Here is a 20,436-nt window from a genome sequence, read left to right as displayed (position 1 = left end):
CTTTGGACGGGTTTTTGTTACAGAAAAAAACGGTTATTGTTTTTTCTCAATGGATTGGCTAAAACGGGACTGGACTTTATTTTTCTTTCGGTCACGATGTAGTACGAATCCGGCGATAAAACCAATGCCGCCAATCATTAAAATAAGACCCACAAGAAATTGCAGCCAAAGAAAAGGGTATGGAGAAAGTTTTATACCAAATACCATATCCCTCATTATTTTGATTCCATATGCCGCGAAAGCTCCGGGAATGAAGAGGATTAAAAATGCCATCAGCCGTCTCATAATTGTTTCCCTTCTGAAAAAGAATTCCTTCTCAAAATGATAAGGTATATTAAAAATTTGTCAAGCTGTCTATAGTTGTTTAAGATGAAGAGAAATAAGAAAATTTTGCATATTATTCAGGGATATGTTTAACACGGCAGGGAGGAAGTTGATTGCAGACAGTCATGATTGTTGGTGCTGGAAAAAGGGGAAGTGCCATTTTAAATCTCTTGCTTGAAAGCGGCAAATTCACTGTGTCTTGGGTCATTGATTTACAAATTACGGCAGAAGGCATCCGATTAGCCCGAAAATTAGGAATACCTACAAAAACGGACTGGCGAGGCATAGACCCTTCATCGGTAGATGTCATTATTGAAGCGACAAAAAATAAAGGGGTATTTAAAGAAATTGTGCATGTCTTCAGTGGGAAGGCACTTATCATTCCGGGTAGTCTCGCTTATCTTATTGCCCAGTTATTTAATGAAAAGAAAGAGTTAATACATAGACTTGAAAACGAAGCTACGAAGCACGAATTAATTTTTAATACAGCAAATGATGGTATGATTGTTATAGATAGACAGGGAAATATTATTCTTTTCAATGACAGTGCGGAACGAATGACAGGCGAAAGAAGAATCGATGTGCTTGGTAAACCGATTAAGACGATTATTCCTAATACCAGGCTTCCTGTAGTTTTACAATCAAAACGCAGGGAAATTAATCAAGAGCATGTGTTAAAAAGCGGCATGAAAATTATTACGACAAGAATCCCATTGCTTAATAAATCAAATGAGGCAATCGGGGCGATTGCGGTTTTTAAAGATATTACGGAGGTTGTTGATTTAGCGGAACAGATTACCGACTTGAAGGAAATTCAAACGATGCTTGAAGCCATTATTCAATCAAGTGATGACGCCATTTCAGTCGTGGACGAGCAGGGCCGTGGGATGCTGATTAATCGTGCATATACGAGGCTTACGGGGTTGACGAATGAAGAAGTGATTGGGAAACCAGCTGATGCAGATATTTATCAAGGGGATAGTATGCATATGCAAGTCCTCCAAACAAGAAGAGCTGTACGGGGAACGAATATGAAAATCGGCCAAAAACGTAAAGAAGTGATTGTAAACGTGGCACCAATTATTGTTGATGGTCATGTCAAGGGCAGTGTGGGAGTCATTCATGATGTTTCTGAAATTCGTCAATTGAATCAAGAATTAAATCGGGCTCGGCAGATCATTCGAACGCTTGAAGCGAAATATACCTTCGAAGATATCATTGGTCAATCTGAAGAAATGCAGCTGCCGATTGAACAGGCAAAGTTAAGTGCACGAACACCTGTAACGGTTTTGCTCCGTGGCGAGTCAGGAACAGGTAAAGAACTATTTGCTCACGCCATACACAATGCCAGTGAGCGGAAATACAATAAATTTGTCCGTGTGAATTGTGCGGCTATATCCGAATCCTTGCTTGAAAGTGAATTGTTTGGTTACGATGAAGGAGCATTTTCTGGAGCTAAGCGCGGAGGAAAAAAGGGACTTTTTGAAGAAGCTGATAATGGCAGTATCTTTCTTGATGAAATTGGTGAATTGGCTCCTTCTCTCCAAGCCAAGCTGTTAAGAGTCCTTCAAGAATCAGAAATTGTCCGGGTCGGCGGCACGAAGCCTATCTCAATCAATGTGCGTGTCATCGCAGCCACGAACAGTAATTTAGAGAAGGAGATAGCAAGCGGAGGATTTCGTGAAGACCTATATTTTCGTTTAAATCGTATGCCAATCTATATTGCTCCTCTTCGAAAACGGAAGGAAGATATTGAAGAATTGGCGATGCACCTTATCCGAAAAATAAATTTGGAGTATGGACGGAATATCGAAGGGATTACAGAAGGTGCTCTTTCTCGATTGAAACATTCTGAATGGCCGGGCAATGTGCGTGAGCTTGAGAATATATTAGGTCGAGCCATTATTTTTATGAAACAAAGTGAAATAATAATGGATGAGAAATACATACCAGATTTCTTAGACTCTTCGGATTCCTTAACAGAGGATAATCCTGAAATAAGGAAGACAAGCGCCCCATTAGCTTCTATGGTGGAGCGTTATGAATGCGGCCTAATTAAAGAGGCACTGCAAAAAAATAAGCAAAATAAAACGAAAACGGCTGAATTTCTGGGAATTTCGATTCGAAACCTGTATTATAAAATGGAAAAATATAATCTTGAAAAAACTGGCATGCAATAATTTGCATGGTATGCTAATTATTGCATGCCAATACGTGGTTTATATCCACTAAAAGAAGAAAAGTATGCTGGCATGCAAATTGCATACTATATTTAGCACGCTATTTAGCACGAAAAAAGCCATGAAAAGAGGCGTGACCCTACTATTAGTGGTCATACCACTATGCTGTTTTATTTGATTACGATTAATTGTTATGACATTAGAGGGGGATTTATCAATGGAGATTTTTACTTATATGGAGAAATATGATTACGAACAGCTTTTATTTTGTCAGGATAAACAATCAGGATTAAAGGCGATCGTCGCCATTCACGATACAACACTCGGACCCGCTCTTGGGGGAACAAGAATGTGGACTTACGAATCAGAGGATGCAGCGATTGAGGATGCTCTTCGTCTAGCCAAAGGGATGACATATAAAAATGCTGCAGCAGGTTTGAACTTAGGCGGTGGTAAGACAGTCATCATCGGTGATCCCCGTAAGGATAAAAATGAAGAAATGTTCCGTGCTTTTGGACGGTATATCCAAGGGTTAAATGGCAGATATATTACGGCTGAAGATGTTGGGACAACTGTGGCAGATATGGATCTTATTCATGAAGAAACTGATTTTGTAACGGGTATATCACCTGCATTCGGTTCTTCAGGTAATCCTTCACCGGTTACTGCTTATGGGGTTTATAGAGGAATGAAGGCAGCTGCTAAAGCTGCATTTGGTACAGATTCTCTTGAAGGCAAGACAGTGGCCGTACAAGGGGTCGGCAATGTTGCTTATAATTTATTGCGTCACCTGCATGAAGAAGGAGCTAAGCTTGTTGTGACGGACATTAACAAGGAAGCCGTTCAACGAGCAGTTGATGAGTTTGGTGCAAAGGCAGTGGATCCGAACGATATCTATGATGTTGAGTGTGATATCTATGCTCCTTGTGCACTGGGCGCAGTGATTAATGACCAAACGATTTCTAGAATTAAAGCGAAGGTTATTGCAGGAGCAGCGAATAACCAGCTGAAGGATCCTATTCACGGTGATCAAATTCATGAAATGGGAATTGTGTATGCACCGGATTACGTGATTAACGCTGGCGGCGTAATTAATGTAGCTGATGAATTATATGGGTATAATCGTGAGCGGGCCCTTAAAAAGGTTGAAGGGGTATATGCAAGTATTGAAAAGGTAATTAATATTGCTAAACGTGACGGAATACCAACGTACAAAGCAGCTGACCGAATGGTCGAAGAACGCATTGAACGGATGAGAAACTCGCGCAGTCAATTTTTACAAAATGAAAAGCATATTCTGAATCGCCGTAAATAAGGACTCTTTAATAAAAGAAAAATTCGTCTTAATGAACACGTTAGTAAATGTAGGAGGTTCTACCATGGCTGAAGAATATGATTTAGTGATACTTGGAGGCGGAACGGGCGGCTATGTAGCTGCGATTCGCGCTTCACAACTAGGATTAAAAACAGCAATTGTTGAAAAAGGAAAGCTCGGAGGCACATGTCTGCATAAAGGCTGTATCCCGTCAAAGGCGTTGTTACGCAGTGCTGAAGTTTACCATACATCACTGAAAAGTGAAGAATATGGCGTGATTCTTGGTGACGTAAAACTTGATTTCCCTAAAGTTCAACAGCGGAAAGAAAAAATTGTAAACCAGCTATATGCAGGTGTACAGCATTTAATGAAACAGGGGAAAATTGATGTTTTCGAAGGGATTGGCAGAATTCTTGGACCGTCCATTTTCTCTCCACTGCCAGGTACCATATCAGTTGAAATGAATAATGGAAACGAAAACGAAATGCTGATTCCTAAAAACGTCATTATTGCTACTGGATCAAGACCACGAACACTTGAGGGTCTTGAAATTGATGGGGTTTCTGTAGTAACCTCCGAGGAAGCGTTAGAATTCACAGAGCTGCCAAAGTCGATTATCATTGTCGGCGGGGGTGTAATTGGAATTGAGTGGGCTTCTATGCTTAATGACTTTGGAGCAAAGGTTACGGTGCTGGAATATGCTGACCGGATTATTCCAACTGAGGATCATGAGATTTCCAAAGAAATGGAAAAGCTTCTTAAGAAAAAAGGCATTACCATTCATACGAATGCGAAAGTATTATCTGAAACTCTTCTACATCATAGTGATCATGTCTCGATTTCGGCAGAAATTAATCATACGAATGAAGAATTTACAGCGGACAAGATCCTTGTTTCTGTGGGCAGGCAAGCTAATGTAGAGGGAATTGGATTGACGAACACCGAGGCAGTTGTAGAAAAAGGGTTCATCTCAGTCAATGATTATTACCAAACAAAAGAATCACATATATACGCAATAGGTGATTGTATTGGGGGATTGCAGCTAGCCCATGCAGCGAGTCATGAAGGAATTACTGCTGTTGAGCATATTGCTGGATTAAAACCGCATGCCATTGATTATTCGCTCGTTTCAAAATGTATTTATTCCAGTCCAGAAGCGGCAAGCGTTGGGTATACCGAAAATGAAGCTAAAGAAAAAGGCTTCGAGCTGAAGATTGGGAAGTTTCCTTTCAAGGCAGTAGGAAAGGCGCTTGTGTATGGAGAATCAGATGGATTTGTTAAAATAATTGCTGATGCTAAAACAAATGATATTTTAGGTGTTCATATGATTGGACCACATGTAACGGACATGATCTCGGAGGCAGGTCTTGCGAGAGTACTCGATGCAACGCCATGGGAGATTTCACAGACCATCCATCCTCATCCAAGCCTTTCAGAGGCAATCGGAGAAGCAGCGCTTGCTGTTGATGGCATAGCCATTCATATGTAAACTTATTTATTTAACTCAAGGAGGGATAGCTATGGTTAAAAATCGACATGAGGATTTAGGACTTAGTAACGAAAAAGTGATTGAGATATATAAAACGATGTTAATGGCACGAAGAATTGATGAACGGATGTGGCTGTTAAATCGTTCGGGCAAGATTCCCTTTGTGATTTCCTGCCAAGGTCAAGAAGCTGCACAGGTTGGTGCTGCCTTCGCACTAGACAATACTAAAGATTATGTTCTTCCCTATTATCGGGATGTAGGCGTGGTGTTGACGTTTGGAATGACGGCTAAAGATTTGATGCTTTCAGGATTTGCAAAAGCAGAGGATCCGAACTCTGCAGGAAGACAAATGCCAGGGCATTTTGGGCAGAGAAGCAACCGAATTGTAACAGGTTCTTCACCCGTCACCACACAGGTTCCACATGCAGTTGGGATAGCATTAGCTGGAAAAATGAATCAGGAAGATCTTGTTGCTTTTGTGACGTTTGGAGAAGGATCTTCTAATCAGGGTGATTTTCATGAAGGCGCAAACTTTGCAGGTGTCCACAAGCTTCCTGTCATCTTTATGTGTGAAAATAATAAATATGCGATCTCGGTTCCAATTGAAAAGCAGTTAGCTTGTGAAAATGTGTCAGACCGTGCAATTGGTTATGGGATGCCGGGTGTGACGGTAGATGGAAATGACCCGCTTGCCGTCTATCAAGCAGTGAAAGAAGCTGCAGACCGGGGGCGCCGCGGTGAAGGACCAACGTTAGTAGAAACGGTTTCTTATCGACTTACACCGCATTCAAGCGATGATGATGATCGCAGCTATCGAGCGCCTTCAGAGGTAGCTGAAGCAAAGACCCAAGATCCAATTATAACGTTTGGTGCGTATCTAAAGGAAACAGGTGTTATGGATGATGCTCTTGAGAAAGAGTTGAATGATCAGGTTATGGCAGTTGTAAATGAAGCGACTGATTATGCGGAGAGCGCTCCATATGCTGATGCAGAAAGTGCACTGCAGTATGTTTATGCAGAGAAATAAGGGGGAATAGCAATGCCAGTAATTTCTTATATAGATGCAGTGACGATGGCTATACGGGAGGAAATGGAAAGAGATTCCCAAGTCTTCGTCTTAGGAGAGGATGTCGGCAAAAAGGGCGGTGTATTTAAAGCAACCCATGGTTTATATGACCAATTCGGCGAACACCGGGTTATTGATACACCGCTTGCTGAATCAGCGATTGCAGGCGTCGGCGTTGGAGCAGCCATGTATGGAATGCGGCCAATTGCAGAAATGCAATTCGCTGACTTTATCATGCCGGCAATCAATCAAATCATTTCCGAAGCTGCAAAAGTCAGGTATCGTTCGAATAATGATTGGAGCTGTCCGATGGTTATCCGAGCTCCTTATGGCGGCGGTGTGCATGGAGCTCTGTATCATTCACAATCTGTAGAAGCGATATTCGCTAACCAGCCTGGATTAAAAATCGTTATGCCCTCAACACCTTATGATGTAAAGGGCTTGCTCAAGGCAGCCATCCGAGATGATGATCCTGTATTGTTCTTTGAACATAAGCGGGCATATCGTCTTATCAAAGGGGAAGTACCTGTTGATGATTATGTTTTGCCAATCGGAAAAGCAGATGTAAAACGTCAAGGTGAAGATATCACGGTGATTACATATGGTTTATGTGTCCATTTTGCCCTTCAAGCTGCAGAAAAATTAGCAAGTGATGGTATTTCTGCTCATGTATTAGACTTACGGACTGTCTATCCATTAGATAAAGACGCCATTGTGGAAGCAGCAGCGAAGACAGGAAAAGTATTACTGGTTACAGAGGATACAAAGGAAGGCAGTATTATCGGGGAAGTAGCGGCCATTATAGCAGAAAACTGCTTATTTGATCTCGATGCGCCGATCATGAGGCTCGCAGGTCCTGATATCCCAGCTATGCCGTATGCGCCAACGATGGAGAAATATTTCATGGTTAATCCAGATAAAGTTGAAAAAGCAATGCGGGAGCTGGCTGAGTACTAATAGGGAAACAGGGGTGTTCAAATGACAATCGAACAGATGAAAATGCCGCAGCTTGGTGAAAGCGTTACGGAAGGAACAATCAGCGCTTGGCTGGTTAAACCAGGCGATGTGGTTAATAAATACGATTCAATTGCTGAGGTCATGACAGACAAAGTAAATGCTGAAGTACCTTCTTCTTTTTCCGGCACTATTAAGGAATTAAGAGCAGAAGAGGGCGAAACATTGGCTGTTGGTGAAGTGATTTGTGTGATTGAAACAGAAACTGGATCAAGCGTAACGACCATAGAACACGAAGATCTTCGTGGGGATGAACCTGAGCAGGCAATAGAAGATGCGTATAATGCTTCAGAAGGAAATTCCATGAAGAGCCGATATTCTCCAGCCGTATTAAAACTCTCACAGGAGAATGGGATTGATTTAACTACGATTCAAGGTACTGGACGCGAGGGGAGAATTACTCGTAAAGATCTCTTGAAGCAGATTGAAATGAAAGACCTTCCTCAAGAGACAGCACAACCAAGCGTGAAAACCGAAGTGCAAACTCAACCAAAACCAAAAGTCGAGCAAACATCTTCAACAGGAACTGTTCCCGTTCATAAAGGAGATATTGAAGTACCTGTAAGTGGTGTTCGTAAGGCGATTGCAGCTAATATGCTTCGCAGTAAACAGGAAGTGCCGCATGCTTGGACGATGGTTGAAGTAGATGCAACAAACCTGGTTACCTATCGTGATTCGCTTAAAGGGGAATTTAAACAAAAGGAAGGGTATAACCTAACCTATTTTGCCTTTTTTGTGAAAGCAATTGCTCAGAGTTTGAAAGAGTTCCCAGAGGTGAATTCGATGTGGGCAGGAGATAAAATTATCCAGAAGAAGGATATTAATATCTCGATTGCGGTAGCAACGGATAAAGCGCTTTTTGTTCCCGTAATCAAACATGCAGATGAAAAAACCATTAAAGGCATTGCTCGTGAAATTACTGAACTTGCAGACAAGGTGAGAACAGGTAAAATTAAATCTGATGAAATGCAGGGTGGAACATTCACCGTTAATAACACTGGGTCATTTGGCTCCATTCAATCTATGGGCATCATTAACTATCCGCAGGCAGCAATTCTACAAGTCGAATCGATTGTTAAACGTCCTGTTATTGTGAATGATATGATTGCAGTACGAAGCATGGTTAATCTCTGTCTATCGTTGGATCATCGGGTACTTGATGGTCTAGTTTGCGGAAGATTCCTTGCCAGAGTGAAAGAAATAATTGAAGATATGTCGAAGGAAAATACACCGATTTATTAATAAAGAATGTCTCGAAATCTCGTTTTAACGATTTTTCGAGACATTTTTATTTTTGCCTTAAGGAAACTTTTTGTCATTACCGCATAACATAAAAAGAAAGGAGCAAAGATCATGAATACCTCAAAACGAATTCAGAAGAAAATTATTCACTTTTCCTATATCAGCAAACTAGCCGGAATTCTAAGTGAGAAGGAATACCAAACGATAATGGAGAAATTTCTTTCGGACACGGAGGAAATGCCTGATAGGTACATGAATGAGTAAATAATGAACGTGAACTAGAAATTTTTGAATCGACTCTTAGAATGGTTTGATTTAGGTATTCAAAGAGGATGAGAGAAATGGGAAAACCAGTAATAGTAGCTTTCTATTTAGAATTTAGATATGTTAGAATGTTACTATAATTCAAAAAAGTGAGAAGGGGGACAGCTTTCTTATTCGTACTGACTGAGCGTTCGCTCTACAGCGCTTGATCAGGTTCCAGAAATAAGAAAGCGATTACATGAATATTGATAACGTTAAAGACCTTTCCTTTCCTAAATCTAATTATGAACAATGGCGGTCAGCTGCTGAGACAGCTTTACGGGGGAAAACTATTGATAAACTTAAAACACCCACTTATGAAGGAATTACCTTAAATCCGCTTTATACGGACGATAACGTCTCCCTTACTGACACAGAAAGTCCCGGTGAGTTTCCCTATACGAGAGGGATCTATACCAATGGCTATCATGACGAGCCGTGGGCAGTCTGCCAACCTGTTGGAGGTGCTGATTGCAGGGAAGCCAATGGCAAAATGAAATCGGCTCTCTTACGTGGTCAAAATGCTATTGTATTCCCTGCAGACTTACTTCTAAACGGTGAGCTTACAGAACTACTTGATGGTCTGCCGCTTGATCAGCTGCCCTTGTATATCGATACGAGAGGATTACAAAAAGACTTGCTTCCACAGTTAGGAAAACTAACCAGTTCGCTTACTGGCGTGTTAGCAGAGGATCCAGTTGCAGAATGGTGTATGGATGGACAGATTCCTGGAAAACCAGAACTCTTTTTTGAAAGCTGGTTTCATACATTGCGAGAGATAGACAGGCATGCTCCGCAAGTTAAAAGTATCCTAATAAAGTCAGTGACCTATCATAATGGTGGAGCTTCGGCTATTCAGGAACTAGCGTACGCTCTTGCAACAGCGGCATTGTATATAGAAGAAGGGCAAAAAAATGGTTTTACGGTAGAAGGTCTTGCAGATAAACTGATATTTTCATTCGCAGTGGATTCCGATTATTTTATGAATATTGCTAAATTGCGGGCAGCTCGACGTCTATGGGCTCAATTTGCCGAAGCTTACCATGCAGATGGCGATCATTTTAAAATGGTTATTCATGCTGTTACATCAGAACGGTCAGAAACGCTTTATGACGAGCATGTGAATATTCTCCGCACGGCGAACCAAGCTTTTGCCTCGGCCATTGGGGGTATTCAATACCTTGAGGTTCATCCGTTTAATCATGCGTCTTCTAAAGAAAATCAGGCAGCAGACAGAATTGCACGAAATATTCATCTCATTTTAAAAGAAGAAACACATATTACTGAAGTCGTGGACCCCGCAGGCGGCTCTTGGTATGTGGAACAACTTACGGATGAAATAGCTGTAAAAGCGTGGGAGAAATTCTTTGATATACATACTTCAGGAGGAATCCTGCCTTTACTTCAAGAAGGAAAAATTCAAGACGAAATAAGGGATGTCTTCGAAAAGAGAAACCATGATTTAGCATCGCGGAAGGTAAGTATTATTGGGACAAATGTTTACCCCAATCCTGCTGATTTAGGGTCAGACAGATCAGCGGTAAAAGAAATAACTAATTACTATACATTAATGGATCCACAGTCTATTTCAGCGATTAAGCCAAAAAGGCTCGCAGAACCATTCGAAGAGTTAAGGAAGCGCAGTGCGGCACATCGTAAATTAAGCGGTGAAGCTCCTCAGATTGGGCTGCTCACATTCGGTGAACTTAAGAATTATAAACCGCGTGCTGATTTTATGAAGGCGTTGGCAGCAGCGGGAGGGATTGAAGTTGTTGAAGGCCCCGTTTTAGAAGCAATTGACTTTATCAAAAAATCCAGCGTACATACACTCTGTCTATGTGGCAGTGATGAAGATTACCAGGTACAGATAGTTAAAGACATCAAGAAGGCACTACCGCAGGTTCAATTGTATCTGGCAGGGAAACAAAAAGAAGAAGTAGAGGCCAAATTTATAGGTGCAGGAATCCAAGAGGTTATTCATAGTAAAACCAATGCCGTCGAAATACTGACGGAATGGCATAAACAGCTGGGGGTGAAGGCATGAGGCAGCCTGATTTTACAAAAGTTAAGCCTACAAAAAAGTCAAAACAAGAATCGATTCAAAGTAAGAATGTAAACCAAATGGTTCAGGATTCAATAGAAGATTTACTTTTTGAGAGTAATGAACAAATCATGATTAAGTCACTATATACGAAAAAGGACCGCGAAAATTTAGAACATATGGATAGTGTACCGGGAATTGCTCCATTTACACGAGGACCTTATCCGTCCATGTATGTCAATCGACCATGGACGGTCAGACAATATGCAGGTTTCTCCACTGCTGAAGAATCGAATGCTTTTTATCGTCGGAATTTAGCAATGGGTCAAAAAGGGCTTTCTGTTGCTTTCGATCTTCCAACGCACCGTGGTTACGACTCTGACCATCCGCGTGTGACGGGTGATGTGGGGAAGGCAGGTGTGGCTATTGATTCGATTCTAGACATGAAGCGCTTATTCGATGGCATTCCACTGGATCAAATGTCGGTGTCTATGACGATGAACGGAGCAGTACTGCCCATTATGGCTTTCTATATAGTGACAGCTGAGGAACAAGGCGTAACGCAAGATAAGCTATCAGGTACCATCCAAAATGATATCTTAAAAGAATATATGGTTCGTAATACATATATTTATCCACCGGAAATGTCTATGAAGATTATTGCAGATATTTTTGAATATACGTCCACGTATATGCCGAAATTTAACAGCATCAGCATATCCGGCTATCACATGCAGGAAGCTGGAGCTCCAGCTGATATCGAACTGGCTTATACACTTGCGGATGGACTTGAATATGTTCGTACGGGACTTGAAGCTGGCATCGATATCGATAAATTTGCACCACGGCTATCTTTTTTCTGGGGCATTGGAATGAACTATTTCATGGAAATCGCCAAAATGAGAGCTGGACGGTTTATTTGGGCTAAATTGATGAAACAATTTGCGCCGGCAAGTACAAAAGCCATGGCACTCCGCACCCATTCACAAACATCTGGATGGAGTTTATCAGAGCAAGATCCATTTAATAACGTGGTCCGAACTTTACTCGAAGCACACGCAGCAGCGCTCGGTCATACTCAGTCCCTTCATACAAACGCTTTGGATGAAGCTATAGCATTGCCGACAGATTTCTCCGCACGAATTGCAAGAAATACGCAGCTGTATCTTCAAGAAGAAACAGGGATTACGAAAGTGATTGATCCGTGGGCAGGCTCCTATTATGTTGAATCATTAACGAAAGCCTTAATTGATCGTGCCTGGGAGCATATTGAAGAAATTGAAAACCTAGGCGGCATGGCAAGAGCCATTGAAACTGGTCTTCCGAAGATGAGGATTGAGGAAGCTGCGGCTAAACGACAAGCCAAAATTGATTCTCAGGAAGAAACGATTGTCGGGGTCAATAAATACCGCCTTGAAATCGAAGATCCAATCGATATTCTGGAAATAGACAATACCGCAGTTCGAGAAAGTCAGCTGAAAAAGCTTCGTGAACTAAAGGAAATGCGCGACGATGCATCTGTCAAAAAAGCTCTTGAAGCACTTGGACAAGGGGCTGCAACAGGCAAGGGAAATCTTCTGGAACTAGCTGTTCAGGCTGCTCGAGCACGTGCAACACTCGGAGAAATTTCTGATGTGATTGAAAAAACAGCAGGTCGACATAAAGCAGTGATTCGATCAATAAGCGGTGTGTATAGTTCATCCTATTCCAATGATAGCGATATAGATGAAGTAATTGCTATGACAGAAGAATTCCTAGCGCAAGAAGGCAGAAGACCGAGAATTTTAATGGCGAAAATGGGTCAAGATGGTCATGACCGCGGGGCGAAAGTAGTGGCTACTGCATTTGCTGATTTAGGCTATGACGTCGATATAGGGCCGCTGTTTCAAACAGCAGAAGAAACGGCCCTTCAAGCGGTTGAAAATGATGTTCATGCGATCGGGATGAGTTCACTTGCAGCAGGACATAAAACGCTGCTTCCGCAATTGACAGCTGAATTAAAGAAACTGGGCAGAGAGGATATTGTCGTCATTGTCGGCGGAGTGATTCCCGCTCAAGATTATGAATTCCTGCTTCAAAATGGTGCATCCGCTATATTCGGACCAGGAACCGTGATCCCTGAGAGTGCCAAAAGGGTACTTCATGAAATATACCGCCGTCTTGGATATGAGGAAGTGACTGAATAATGAGCGGCAAAAAGCCGGAATGGGCAGAAGAAAACGAGGATGGATTTACTTCCTCTGTGCAGGAGGGTGTCAAGCGCTCCGTCAGTTCAGAAACCAAGGTAGGTAAATTCGTAAAGAAACAAGATCGTCCACAAGATATCGAAGAACTAAAGGAGGGCATTCTTCTCGGCGAACGGGCTAGGCTTGCACGAGCAATCACGCTGATTGAAAGCAATGCACCCCAGCATTTTGAATATGCCCAAAGTCTGCTCCAATCCATCATGACGCATACTGGTAAGTCAATTAGAATTGGAATTTCTGGTGTTCCTGGGGCAGGGAAAAGTACGTTTATAGAGTCATTTGGCACCTATCTTTGTCAGGCCGGACATAAAGTTGCTGTGCTCGCAGTTGATCCCAGTTCTTCCATCAATGGCGGAAGTATTCTTGGAGATAAAACAAGGATGGAGGAGTTAGCGCGAAATCCACGGGCGTTTATTCGTCCTTCTCCGTCAGAAGGCACGCTTGGCGGTGTCCATCGCAAGACCCGCGAAACGATGCTTTTGTGTGAAGCCGCGGGTTTTGATGTAATTCTTGTAGAAACCGTTGGTGTCGGGCAGAGTGAAGCCATTGTCCGTGGGATGGTTGACTTTTTTCTCTTGCTGGCTTTAACCGGAGCAGGGGATGAACTGCAAGGGATGAAAAAGGGGATTCTTGAACTGGTTGATGTAATTGTTGTTAATAAAGCGGACGGTTCGAACAAAACGGCTGCATTGAGAACGAAATCTGAGTATAGCCGCATTCTCCATTTTCTTAAGTCACCAACAAAAGGCTGGCAAGCGAAGTCATTGACTTGTTCATCATTAAATGGTGAGGGAATACCTGCCCTATGGGAGGTCATTGGTGAATTCACTGGATTAACGAAGCAATCAGGTGTGTTTGAAGAACGTCGGAGGATGCAGGCAAAGGAATGGCTGTATTCCCTTGTGAATGAGCAGCTTCAAACGCTCTTCTTTCAAAATGAACGAATAAAACGGATGCTTCCCCAATTAGAAAATGAAGTCATTGCCGGTAAAAAAACCGTGACACAGGCTGTACAGGAGGCCTTCACGAACTTTTATAAGGACAATGAATCCTAACATAAAAAGAGGATAGCAGAAATTTCTGCTATCCATTGTGAGTATATAATTTAGGGGTATTTGTGTTTTACCCTTTGCCAACTAGTATAAACCTATTTTTTTCACTTATTTTTGTTGATAGGTAAAAAGATTGATTGAAAGGACACATCTTGATATGATGTTATGGAACATAGAAGAAGGATGGAAGGAGCACTCACATGAATATGGATTTTAATTTTTTAATGAATGACGTGGTCAAAAATGCCCGTGAGGAAATCAAAACGGCTGGATATACAGAGCTTACAACACCAGAAGATGTTGACTCAGCATTTGCTCAAAAAGGTACAACACTTGTCATGATTAATTCTGTATGCGGATGTGCTGGAGGAATTGCAAGACCTGCAGCTGCACATTCTATTCATTATGATAAACGTCCAGATCATCTTGTCACTGTTTTTGCTGGACAAGATAAAGAAGCTACTGATAAGGCTCGTGATTATTTTGAAGGATATCCGCCTTCATCTCCATCATTCGCACTTTTAAAAGATGGTCAGTTCTTAACTATGGTAGAGCGGCACGAAATTGAAGGTCATGATCCAATGTCAGTCGTGAATAAACTACAAACGTATTTCGAACAATATTGTGAAGAAATCTAAGCCTGGTATACCGGGCTTTTTTTTTGCTTTTTTTTATACATTGTTTTGTTCCTATAAGTATATTGTGTATATGAAAAATATACCAAAAAGCTGTTAAACACAGTAATCAATACGATTTATTTCGTTTTTCCCATTTTTATTTATAAATAATATTGAATAAATATAGAAATATGTTAAAATAATTTTAGCGAATGGATAGGACAAAAATATCTTGAAAATAATAATGATATTGATCTAATAATTTTTTTAATTGGAGGAAAGACAACATGAAATTGAAGAGAAGATTTGGCCTTGTGTTTACTTCTGTTATCTTAGCAGGAGTACTTACAGCATGTGGAACATCGGATAAGGATGAATCATCAACTGGCAGCGACAGCGATACAAATGACAAAGTGTTAATTATGGGAACTTCAGCGGATTACCCGCCATTCGAATTTGTTGAAACAGCTACAGGAGAAGAGATTAAGGGATTTGATGTAGATCTAGCGAAAGCCATAGGGAAAAAGCTAGGCTATGAAGTGAAACCGAAGGATATTGATTTTAACGGCTTAATTCCAGCACTAGAAAACGGACAAGCAGATTTAGTGCTAGCAGGAATGACACCGACTCCTGAGCGACTCAAAACAGTTGATTTTAGTGATACGTACTATACGTCTAGGAACATGCTTATTACGAAAAAAGGCAGTGATATAAAAACAACCGCTGACCTTGAAGGCAAAACAGTAGGTGTACAATTAGCTTCTATTCAAGAAGGACTTGTTACAGACCTAGTGAAAGAAGAAAAGGTAGATATTAAAGTTGAAAAGCTAAATCGTATTCCTGAAATTGTCCAGCAAATCATTTCTGGCCGTTACGATGCAGCTGTGATTGAAGATACTGTTTCAAAAGGTTATTTAGCAGATAATAAAGAACTAGATGGTACGTTGATTGAAGACGGAAGCGAAGATGCAGGTTCCGCAATCGCCTTTAAAAAGGATAGTAAGCTTAAAGATGAATTTAATGAACAACTGAAAGAAATGAAAGAAAATGGCGAAGTAGAAGAATTAGTTCTAAAATGGTTCGGAGACGGAGCAGCAAAATAAGCAGCATAGAAGAGTGGGAGACGTTCAAAAGGCCGGCCTTTTGAACGTTTTTCCATGAGGCCTTATAATCTGTATTATCAGAAAGTAGAAGCTGAGGGAGGAAGAGAGTTTTGAATTTAGATTTTGAAAGAATCATGCCTTCGATTCCTTATATTTTGGAAGGAATTCCGATTACCTTACAGGTTGTAGGAATTGCAGCCGTGATTGGGTTTGTTTTAGGGATTTTGCTATCCTTAATGAAAATAAGTAAAGTAAAGCCATTAAACTGGATTGCTGATTTTTATACATCAATCTTTCGCGGGACACCGCTTGTTTTACAATTAATGCTGATTTATTTTGGTTCACCGCAGCTATTCGGTGTCCAAATTGATGCTTTCGAGGCAGCCTTCTTATCTTTCGGGTTAAATTCGGCTGCCTACATATCTGAAGTAATCCGCGGCGGAATTATGGCAGTTGATAAAGGTCAGATGGAAGCAGCACAAGCATTGGGTGTTCCATACAAAAGCAGTATGCTGAATATCATTTTACCGCAAGCGTTTAAAAATATTTTGCCAGCATTAATGAATGAGCTAATTACCCTTACTAAGGAATCAGCCGTAGTGACCATCATCGGTCTCGGAGATATTATGCGTCGTTCATATATTGTTGGTGGAGAGACATATAAATTCTTCGAACCCATCTTAATTGCCGGCTTGATTTATTATGTCATGGTTATGATCCTGACTATTATCGGGAAGGTCATTGAAGGGAGAATGAGACGTAGTGATTAAAATAGAGAACCTCCATAAAAGCTTTGGTAAGCTGGATGTATTAAAAGGAATTCATACAACTATTAAAGAGGGGGAAGTTGTCGCCATTATCGGACCATCTGGTTCAGGTAAATCGACTTTCCTTCGTTGTTTGAACTTGCTGGAAACACCGACAAAAGGTCAAATTTGGATCAAAGATAACGAAATCACGACAAAAGGGGTAGACATTTCAAAGGTGCGTGAAAATGTAGGAATGGTGTTCCAGCATTTTAACTTATTCCCGCATAAGACCGTCCTTGGTAACATCATCTATGCTCCGATGAAGGTCAAGGGTATCTCAAAGACTGAAGCGGAAAAGCAAGGCCGGGAGCTTTTAGAAATGGTTGGACTGGCTGCAAAAGAAAATCAATATCCCAATAAATTATCCGGCGGTCAAAAGCAGCGTGTTGCGATTGCTAGAGCATTAGCTATGAAACCTGAAGTTATGCTCTTTGATGAACCAACTTCAGCACTAGATCCAGAAATGGTTAAAGAAGTACTTGCCGTTATGAAATCACTGGCGGATTCAGGAATGACAATGGCAATTGTTACTCACGAAATGGGCTTTGCCCGCGAGGTTGCGGATCGAATTCTGTTCCTTGACGGAGGGAAGCTGGTTGAAGATGCATCCCCAGAAGAATTCTTCTCCACACCGAAAAGTCAACGTGCCCAAGATTTTCTCGAAAAAGTACTATAAAAAGCGTAAGCCTCACTGTACAGGATATCCTGATACAGTGAGGCTTATTTTTTTATTTAATTAGTAAAAGATGATTGATAAACCATTTGCTGGTACTATTAGGATAACACTAATGAATCAGGGTGATACAGCATGGCATTTAAGATTGGTTATCGGACAATTAAAACAGCAGTCGGTGTTACAGCAGCCATTTTTCTTGCTCAGCTGCTTGGCTTAAATAGTTTTTCAGGGGCTGGAATTATCACAATTCTTTGTATCCAAGTATCAAAAAAGAAATCATTAAGGGCGTCTATTTCACGTTTAATTGCCTGTATGATTGCCATCGTTTTTTCAGCTGTTTTATTTCAAGTCTTAGGATTTCATGCATGGGTTATCGGATTGATGCTGCTGCTATTTATTCCTACGACCGTTGCTTTAAAAGTCAATGAGGGGATTGTAACGAGCAGCGTTATCATCCTCCATCTATATACAGCGGGGGAAATCACCTGGAAGCTGCTTCTTAATGAGGCAGCCCTGATAAGTATAGGGATAGGTGTAGCGCTTTTGGTTAACTGGTATATGCCGAGCCTCGATAATAAGTTAATTGTTTTTCAAGAAAAAATTGAGGAGAATTTTTCCAAGATCCTTAAAGAAGTCTCTCTCTATTTAAGGAATGAGGATAGTGAATGGGACGGCAGGGAAATTACGGAAACAGGGAAATTATTAGCTGAAGCTAAGACCTTAGCTTTCCGTGATGTTGAAAATCATTTCTTACGTGAGGAAGATATTTATTATCATTATTTTAAGATGAGAGAAAAACAATTTTCCATCATTGAACGGATTCTTCCGTTAGTTGCGAATTTACCCTTACGTGTCAAACAAAGCGGAATGCTGGCCGAATTTATTGCCGAACTTGGTGAAAATGTTCACCCGCAAAATACAGCGATTGTTTATTTGGGAAAATTAAAAGAAATGGATGCTGTTTTTAAAGAAATGAAGCTTCCAAGCACGCGGGAGGAATTTGAATCTAGAGCAGCCCTGTTGCAGCTGATGAAAGAAATAGAAGAGTACCTGCTGATTAAACGAAACTTTAAAGGACTCCCTGTTAAACAAAGCATGCATCAAAAGAGACGGACAGGCCAAAACTAAACAAAAACGATAAGGATGTTTACAATGAAATTATTTTTATCGATTGTTTTGACCGCTATGCTTTTTCCTGTTCTTCATGATGTGCCGGCCGTGGCACCTGGCGAGCCGCTTGTCATCGTTAACAAGGCGGTGAACAAAGTTGCATTTATTAATGGAAACAAAGTTCAGGAGGTATTTTCAGCAGGTACTGGAAAAAGCAAAGAGCTGACTCCTGAGGGATTATTTACGGTAACAGTAAAAGCTGTAAATCCCTATTATCGGAAGAAAAATATCCCTGGCGGGGATCCACGGAATCCGCTTGGCTCAAGATGGATTGGGTTTGATGCGTTAAATACTGATGGCCGGATTTATGGAATTCACGGAACCAACCAACCACAATCGATTGGCAAATACATCTCTAATGGCTGTGTCCGGCTTTCGAAAGAGAATATCGAAAAACTATATGATCAAGTGCCTATCGGAACACAGGTGCTGATTACTAGTTCCTCAAAAGATTTCAAGACCCTTGCTAAAGAACAGGGAGCAATTAAATAAAGATATAAAAGCAGTGGATTTCATATCAGAATCTGACTGCTTTTTTTTAGGAGGGATAGCATGAAGAACCAGAGAAAAATTGTATTGTTTATTGCCCAAAGCTTGGATGGGTATATTGCAGCAAAAGGCGACTCGTTAGACTGGTTATTTAGGGTGGAAGGGGAAGGGGATAACGGTTATTCGGAATTCTTCGAAACGGTAGATACGGTCATAATGGGCAAACGAACGTATGATTGGATAATGGAACAGGAAAACGGTCAATTTCCTTATCAAGCAAAGGACTGTTACGTTTTTTCTAGGTCAGACTTAGCCAATACAGATCATGTTAAATTTGTAAATGAAGACAGTGTTACCTTTACTAATAACTTGAAAAAGGAAGAAGGAAGAAATATTTGGATGGTTGGCGGCGGTGATTTATTACATACATTTTTAAAAGAAAAATTAGTTGATGAACTAATCGTGACTGTAGCCCCAACAATTATCGGAGAAGGAATTCCTTTATTTAAGACAGGGGATTATGAACTGGATCTTTCGTTAAAAGGTACTAGAACCTTTAATCAATTTGTGGAATTACATTATATTGTCCATAAGTGAAAGAGGCTGTCCCATGAAGGGCAGCCTCTTTGACGTTTTATAAGAAAACGGCGATTCCGGAAAACAGTGTAGTCAGAAGCATGCAAGCGAGCATTAAATAGACAACGATTTTTCTGCTTTTTTTATTCTTCATGGACATCTCCTCTTTCGGGAAGTGATTATATTTATTTTAACGTGTATAAAAAAGATAAACAAGCAGAAGTTCTAGAGGTTTTTAACAATTATTGCTGGTGTTATGTCGTCAGAATAGATAGAATATTGTTATAGTTAGATAATGGTAGAGGGGGAGATGCAAAGATGATGCAGAAAATTGATCATATTGGAATTGCCGTTTATTCAATAAATGACGCTCTTCCACTGTATACAGATGTCTTTGGGATGAAGTTAGAAGCAATCGAGACCGTAGAAAACCAAGGGGTTAAGGTAGCGTTCTTGTTTGCAGGGAATACACGACTAGAATTATTGGAAGCGTTATCAGATGATAGTCCGATTGCTGGATACATAGCCAAACGTGGAGAAGGGATCCATCACATTGCATTAGGGGTAGAGGGAATCGAAAGTAGAATTAAGGAATTGAAAGAGCAGGGGATTACGATGATTGATGATACGTCTCGAATAGGGGCACATGAGGCCAAAGTGGCCTTTATCCATCCAAAATCAACAGCACGCGTATTATTCGAACTATGTGAACAGCAAAAATAAG

20 protein-coding genes are annotated in these 20,436 nt (G+C 40.9%); 18 read left to right on the top strand and 2 right to left on the bottom strand.

What is annotated here, in order from left to right; all coding sequences use genetic code 11:
* Positions 1-33: 33 nt before the first annotated feature.
* Complete coding sequence (locus MHI18_RS05420; protein WP_340846376.1) at positions 34-285, bottom strand: DUF2627 domain-containing protein; 252 nt, start codon at positions 283-285, stop codon at positions 34-36.
* Positions 286-437: 152 nt separating this feature from the next.
* On the opposite strand from MHI18_RS05420, the gene MHI18_RS05415 reads away from it, so the two are divergent.
* From MHI18_RS05415 to MHI18_RS05335, 17 genes are all read left to right on the top strand, one after another.
* Positions 438-2,504 (top strand): sigma 54-interacting transcriptional regulator, encoded by a 2,067-nt coding sequence (locus MHI18_RS05415; RefSeq protein ID WP_340846375.1) that lies wholly within the window; start codon positions 438-440, stop codon positions 2,502-2,504.
* 217 nt (positions 2,505-2,721) lie between these two features.
* The gene (bcd, locus tag MHI18_RS05410; RefSeq protein ID WP_340846374.1) at positions 2,722-3,819 is read left to right on the top strand and encodes a branched-chain amino acid dehydrogenase; all 1,098 of its coding nucleotides are present in this window, start codon (positions 2,722-2,724) and stop codon (positions 3,817-3,819) included.
* A 64-nt stretch (positions 3,820-3,883) separates the two neighbouring features.
* Positions 3,884-5,308, top strand: a complete 1,425-nt coding sequence (lpdA, locus tag MHI18_RS05405) for a dihydrolipoyl dehydrogenase (RefSeq protein WP_340846373.1) — start codon at positions 3,884-3,886, stop codon at positions 5,306-5,308.
* 25 nt (positions 5,309-5,333) lie between these two features.
* On the top strand, positions 5,334-6,335 hold the full coding sequence (locus tag MHI18_RS05400; protein ID WP_340847583.1) for a thiamine pyrophosphate-dependent dehydrogenase E1 component subunit alpha: 1,002 nt from the start codon (positions 5,334-5,336) through the stop codon (positions 6,333-6,335).
* 12 nt (positions 6,336-6,347) lie between these two features.
* Positions 6,348-7,331 (top strand): alpha-ketoacid dehydrogenase subunit beta, encoded by a 984-nt coding sequence (locus tag MHI18_RS05395; protein ID WP_340846372.1) that lies wholly within the window; start codon positions 6,348-6,350, stop codon positions 7,329-7,331.
* Between the two features lie 21 nt (positions 7,332-7,352).
* On the top strand, positions 7,353-8,630 hold the full coding sequence (locus tag MHI18_RS05390; RefSeq protein WP_340846371.1) for a dihydrolipoamide acetyltransferase family protein: 1,278 nt from the start codon (positions 7,353-7,355) through the stop codon (positions 8,628-8,630).
* Positions 8,631-8,741: 111 nt separating this feature from the next.
* Positions 8,742-8,894 carry a hypothetical protein gene (locus MHI18_RS05385; protein ID WP_340846370.1) on the top strand — a complete coding sequence of 51 codons (153 nt, stop codon included), beginning with the start codon at positions 8,742-8,744 and terminating at the stop codon, positions 8,892-8,894.
* A 238-nt stretch (positions 8,895-9,132) separates the two neighbouring features.
* Positions 9,133-10,977, top strand: a complete 1,845-nt coding sequence (locus tag MHI18_RS05380; RefSeq protein WP_340846369.1) for a methylmalonyl-CoA mutase family protein — start codon at positions 9,133-9,135, stop codon at positions 10,975-10,977.
* Positions 10,974-13,160 carry a methylmalonyl-CoA mutase gene (scpA, locus tag MHI18_RS05375; RefSeq protein WP_340846368.1) on the top strand — a complete coding sequence of 729 codons (2,187 nt, stop codon included), beginning with the start codon at positions 10,974-10,976 and terminating at the stop codon, positions 13,158-13,160. The genes MHI18_RS05380 and scpA overlap by 4 nt, the downstream gene beginning before the upstream one ends.
* Positions 13,160-14,275 carry a methylmalonyl Co-A mutase-associated GTPase MeaB gene (meaB, locus tag MHI18_RS05370; protein ID WP_340846367.1) on the top strand — a complete coding sequence of 372 codons (1,116 nt, stop codon included), beginning with the start codon at positions 13,160-13,162 and terminating at the stop codon, positions 14,273-14,275. Before scpA ends, meaB begins: the two co-directional genes overlap by 1 nt.
* Positions 14,276-14,472: 197 nt before the next feature.
* Positions 14,473-14,910 (top strand): BrxA/BrxB family bacilliredoxin, encoded by a 438-nt coding sequence (locus MHI18_RS05365; RefSeq protein WP_340846366.1) that lies wholly within the window; start codon positions 14,473-14,475, stop codon positions 14,908-14,910.
* Between the two features lie 272 nt (positions 14,911-15,182).
* Positions 15,183-15,992, top strand: a complete 810-nt coding sequence (locus MHI18_RS05360; protein WP_445669983.1) for a transporter substrate-binding domain-containing protein — start codon at positions 15,183-15,185, stop codon at positions 15,990-15,992.
* Between the two features lie 110 nt (positions 15,993-16,102).
* Complete coding sequence (locus MHI18_RS05355; protein ID WP_340846363.1) at positions 16,103-16,762, top strand: amino acid ABC transporter permease; 660 nt, start codon at positions 16,103-16,105, stop codon at positions 16,760-16,762.
* Positions 16,755-17,477: an amino acid ABC transporter ATP-binding protein gene (locus MHI18_RS05350; RefSeq protein WP_340846362.1), complete on the top strand. Its 723-nt coding sequence runs from the start codon at positions 16,755-16,757 to the stop codon at positions 17,475-17,477. Before MHI18_RS05355 ends, MHI18_RS05350 begins: the two co-directional genes overlap by 8 nt.
* A gap of 132 nt (positions 17,478-17,609) precedes the next feature.
* A complete protein-coding gene (locus tag MHI18_RS05345; RefSeq protein WP_340846361.1) occupies positions 17,610-18,605 on the top strand; it encodes an aromatic acid exporter family protein in 996 nt (331 codons plus the stop codon).
* Between the two features lie 57 nt (positions 18,606-18,662).
* Complete coding sequence (locus MHI18_RS05340) at positions 18,663-19,139, top strand: L,D-transpeptidase (RefSeq protein WP_340847581.1); 477 nt, start codon at positions 18,663-18,665, stop codon at positions 19,137-19,139.
* A gap of 60 nt (positions 19,140-19,199) precedes the next feature.
* Positions 19,200-19,733 carry a dihydrofolate reductase family protein gene (locus MHI18_RS05335; RefSeq protein WP_340846360.1) on the top strand — a complete coding sequence of 178 codons (534 nt, stop codon included), beginning with the start codon at positions 19,200-19,202 and terminating at the stop codon, positions 19,731-19,733.
* A gap of 37 nt (positions 19,734-19,770) precedes the next feature.
* On the opposite strand, the gene prli42 is transcribed toward MHI18_RS05335, so the two are convergent.
* Positions 19,771-19,866: a stressosome-associated protein Prli42 gene (prli42, locus tag MHI18_RS05330; RefSeq protein WP_340846359.1), complete on the bottom strand. Its 96-nt coding sequence runs from the start codon at positions 19,864-19,866 to the stop codon at positions 19,771-19,773.
* Positions 19,867-20,030: 164 nt separating this feature from the next.
* Here prli42 and mce point away from each other — a divergent pair, with 164 nt between their 5' ends.
* Positions 20,031-20,435: a methylmalonyl-CoA epimerase gene (gene mce, locus MHI18_RS05325; protein WP_340846358.1), complete on the top strand. Its 405-nt coding sequence runs from the start codon at positions 20,031-20,033 to the stop codon at positions 20,433-20,435.
* The last annotated feature ends 1 nt before the right edge of the window (position 20,436 follow it).

Source organism: Peribacillus sp. FSL H8-0477 (genome assembly GCF_038002765.1).
GTDB lineage: Bacteria > Bacillota > Bacilli > Bacillales > DSM-1321 > Peribacillus.
The sequence above is the reverse complement of the archived record's forward strand: the minus strand, read 5'-3'. Positions and strand labels throughout refer to the sequence as shown.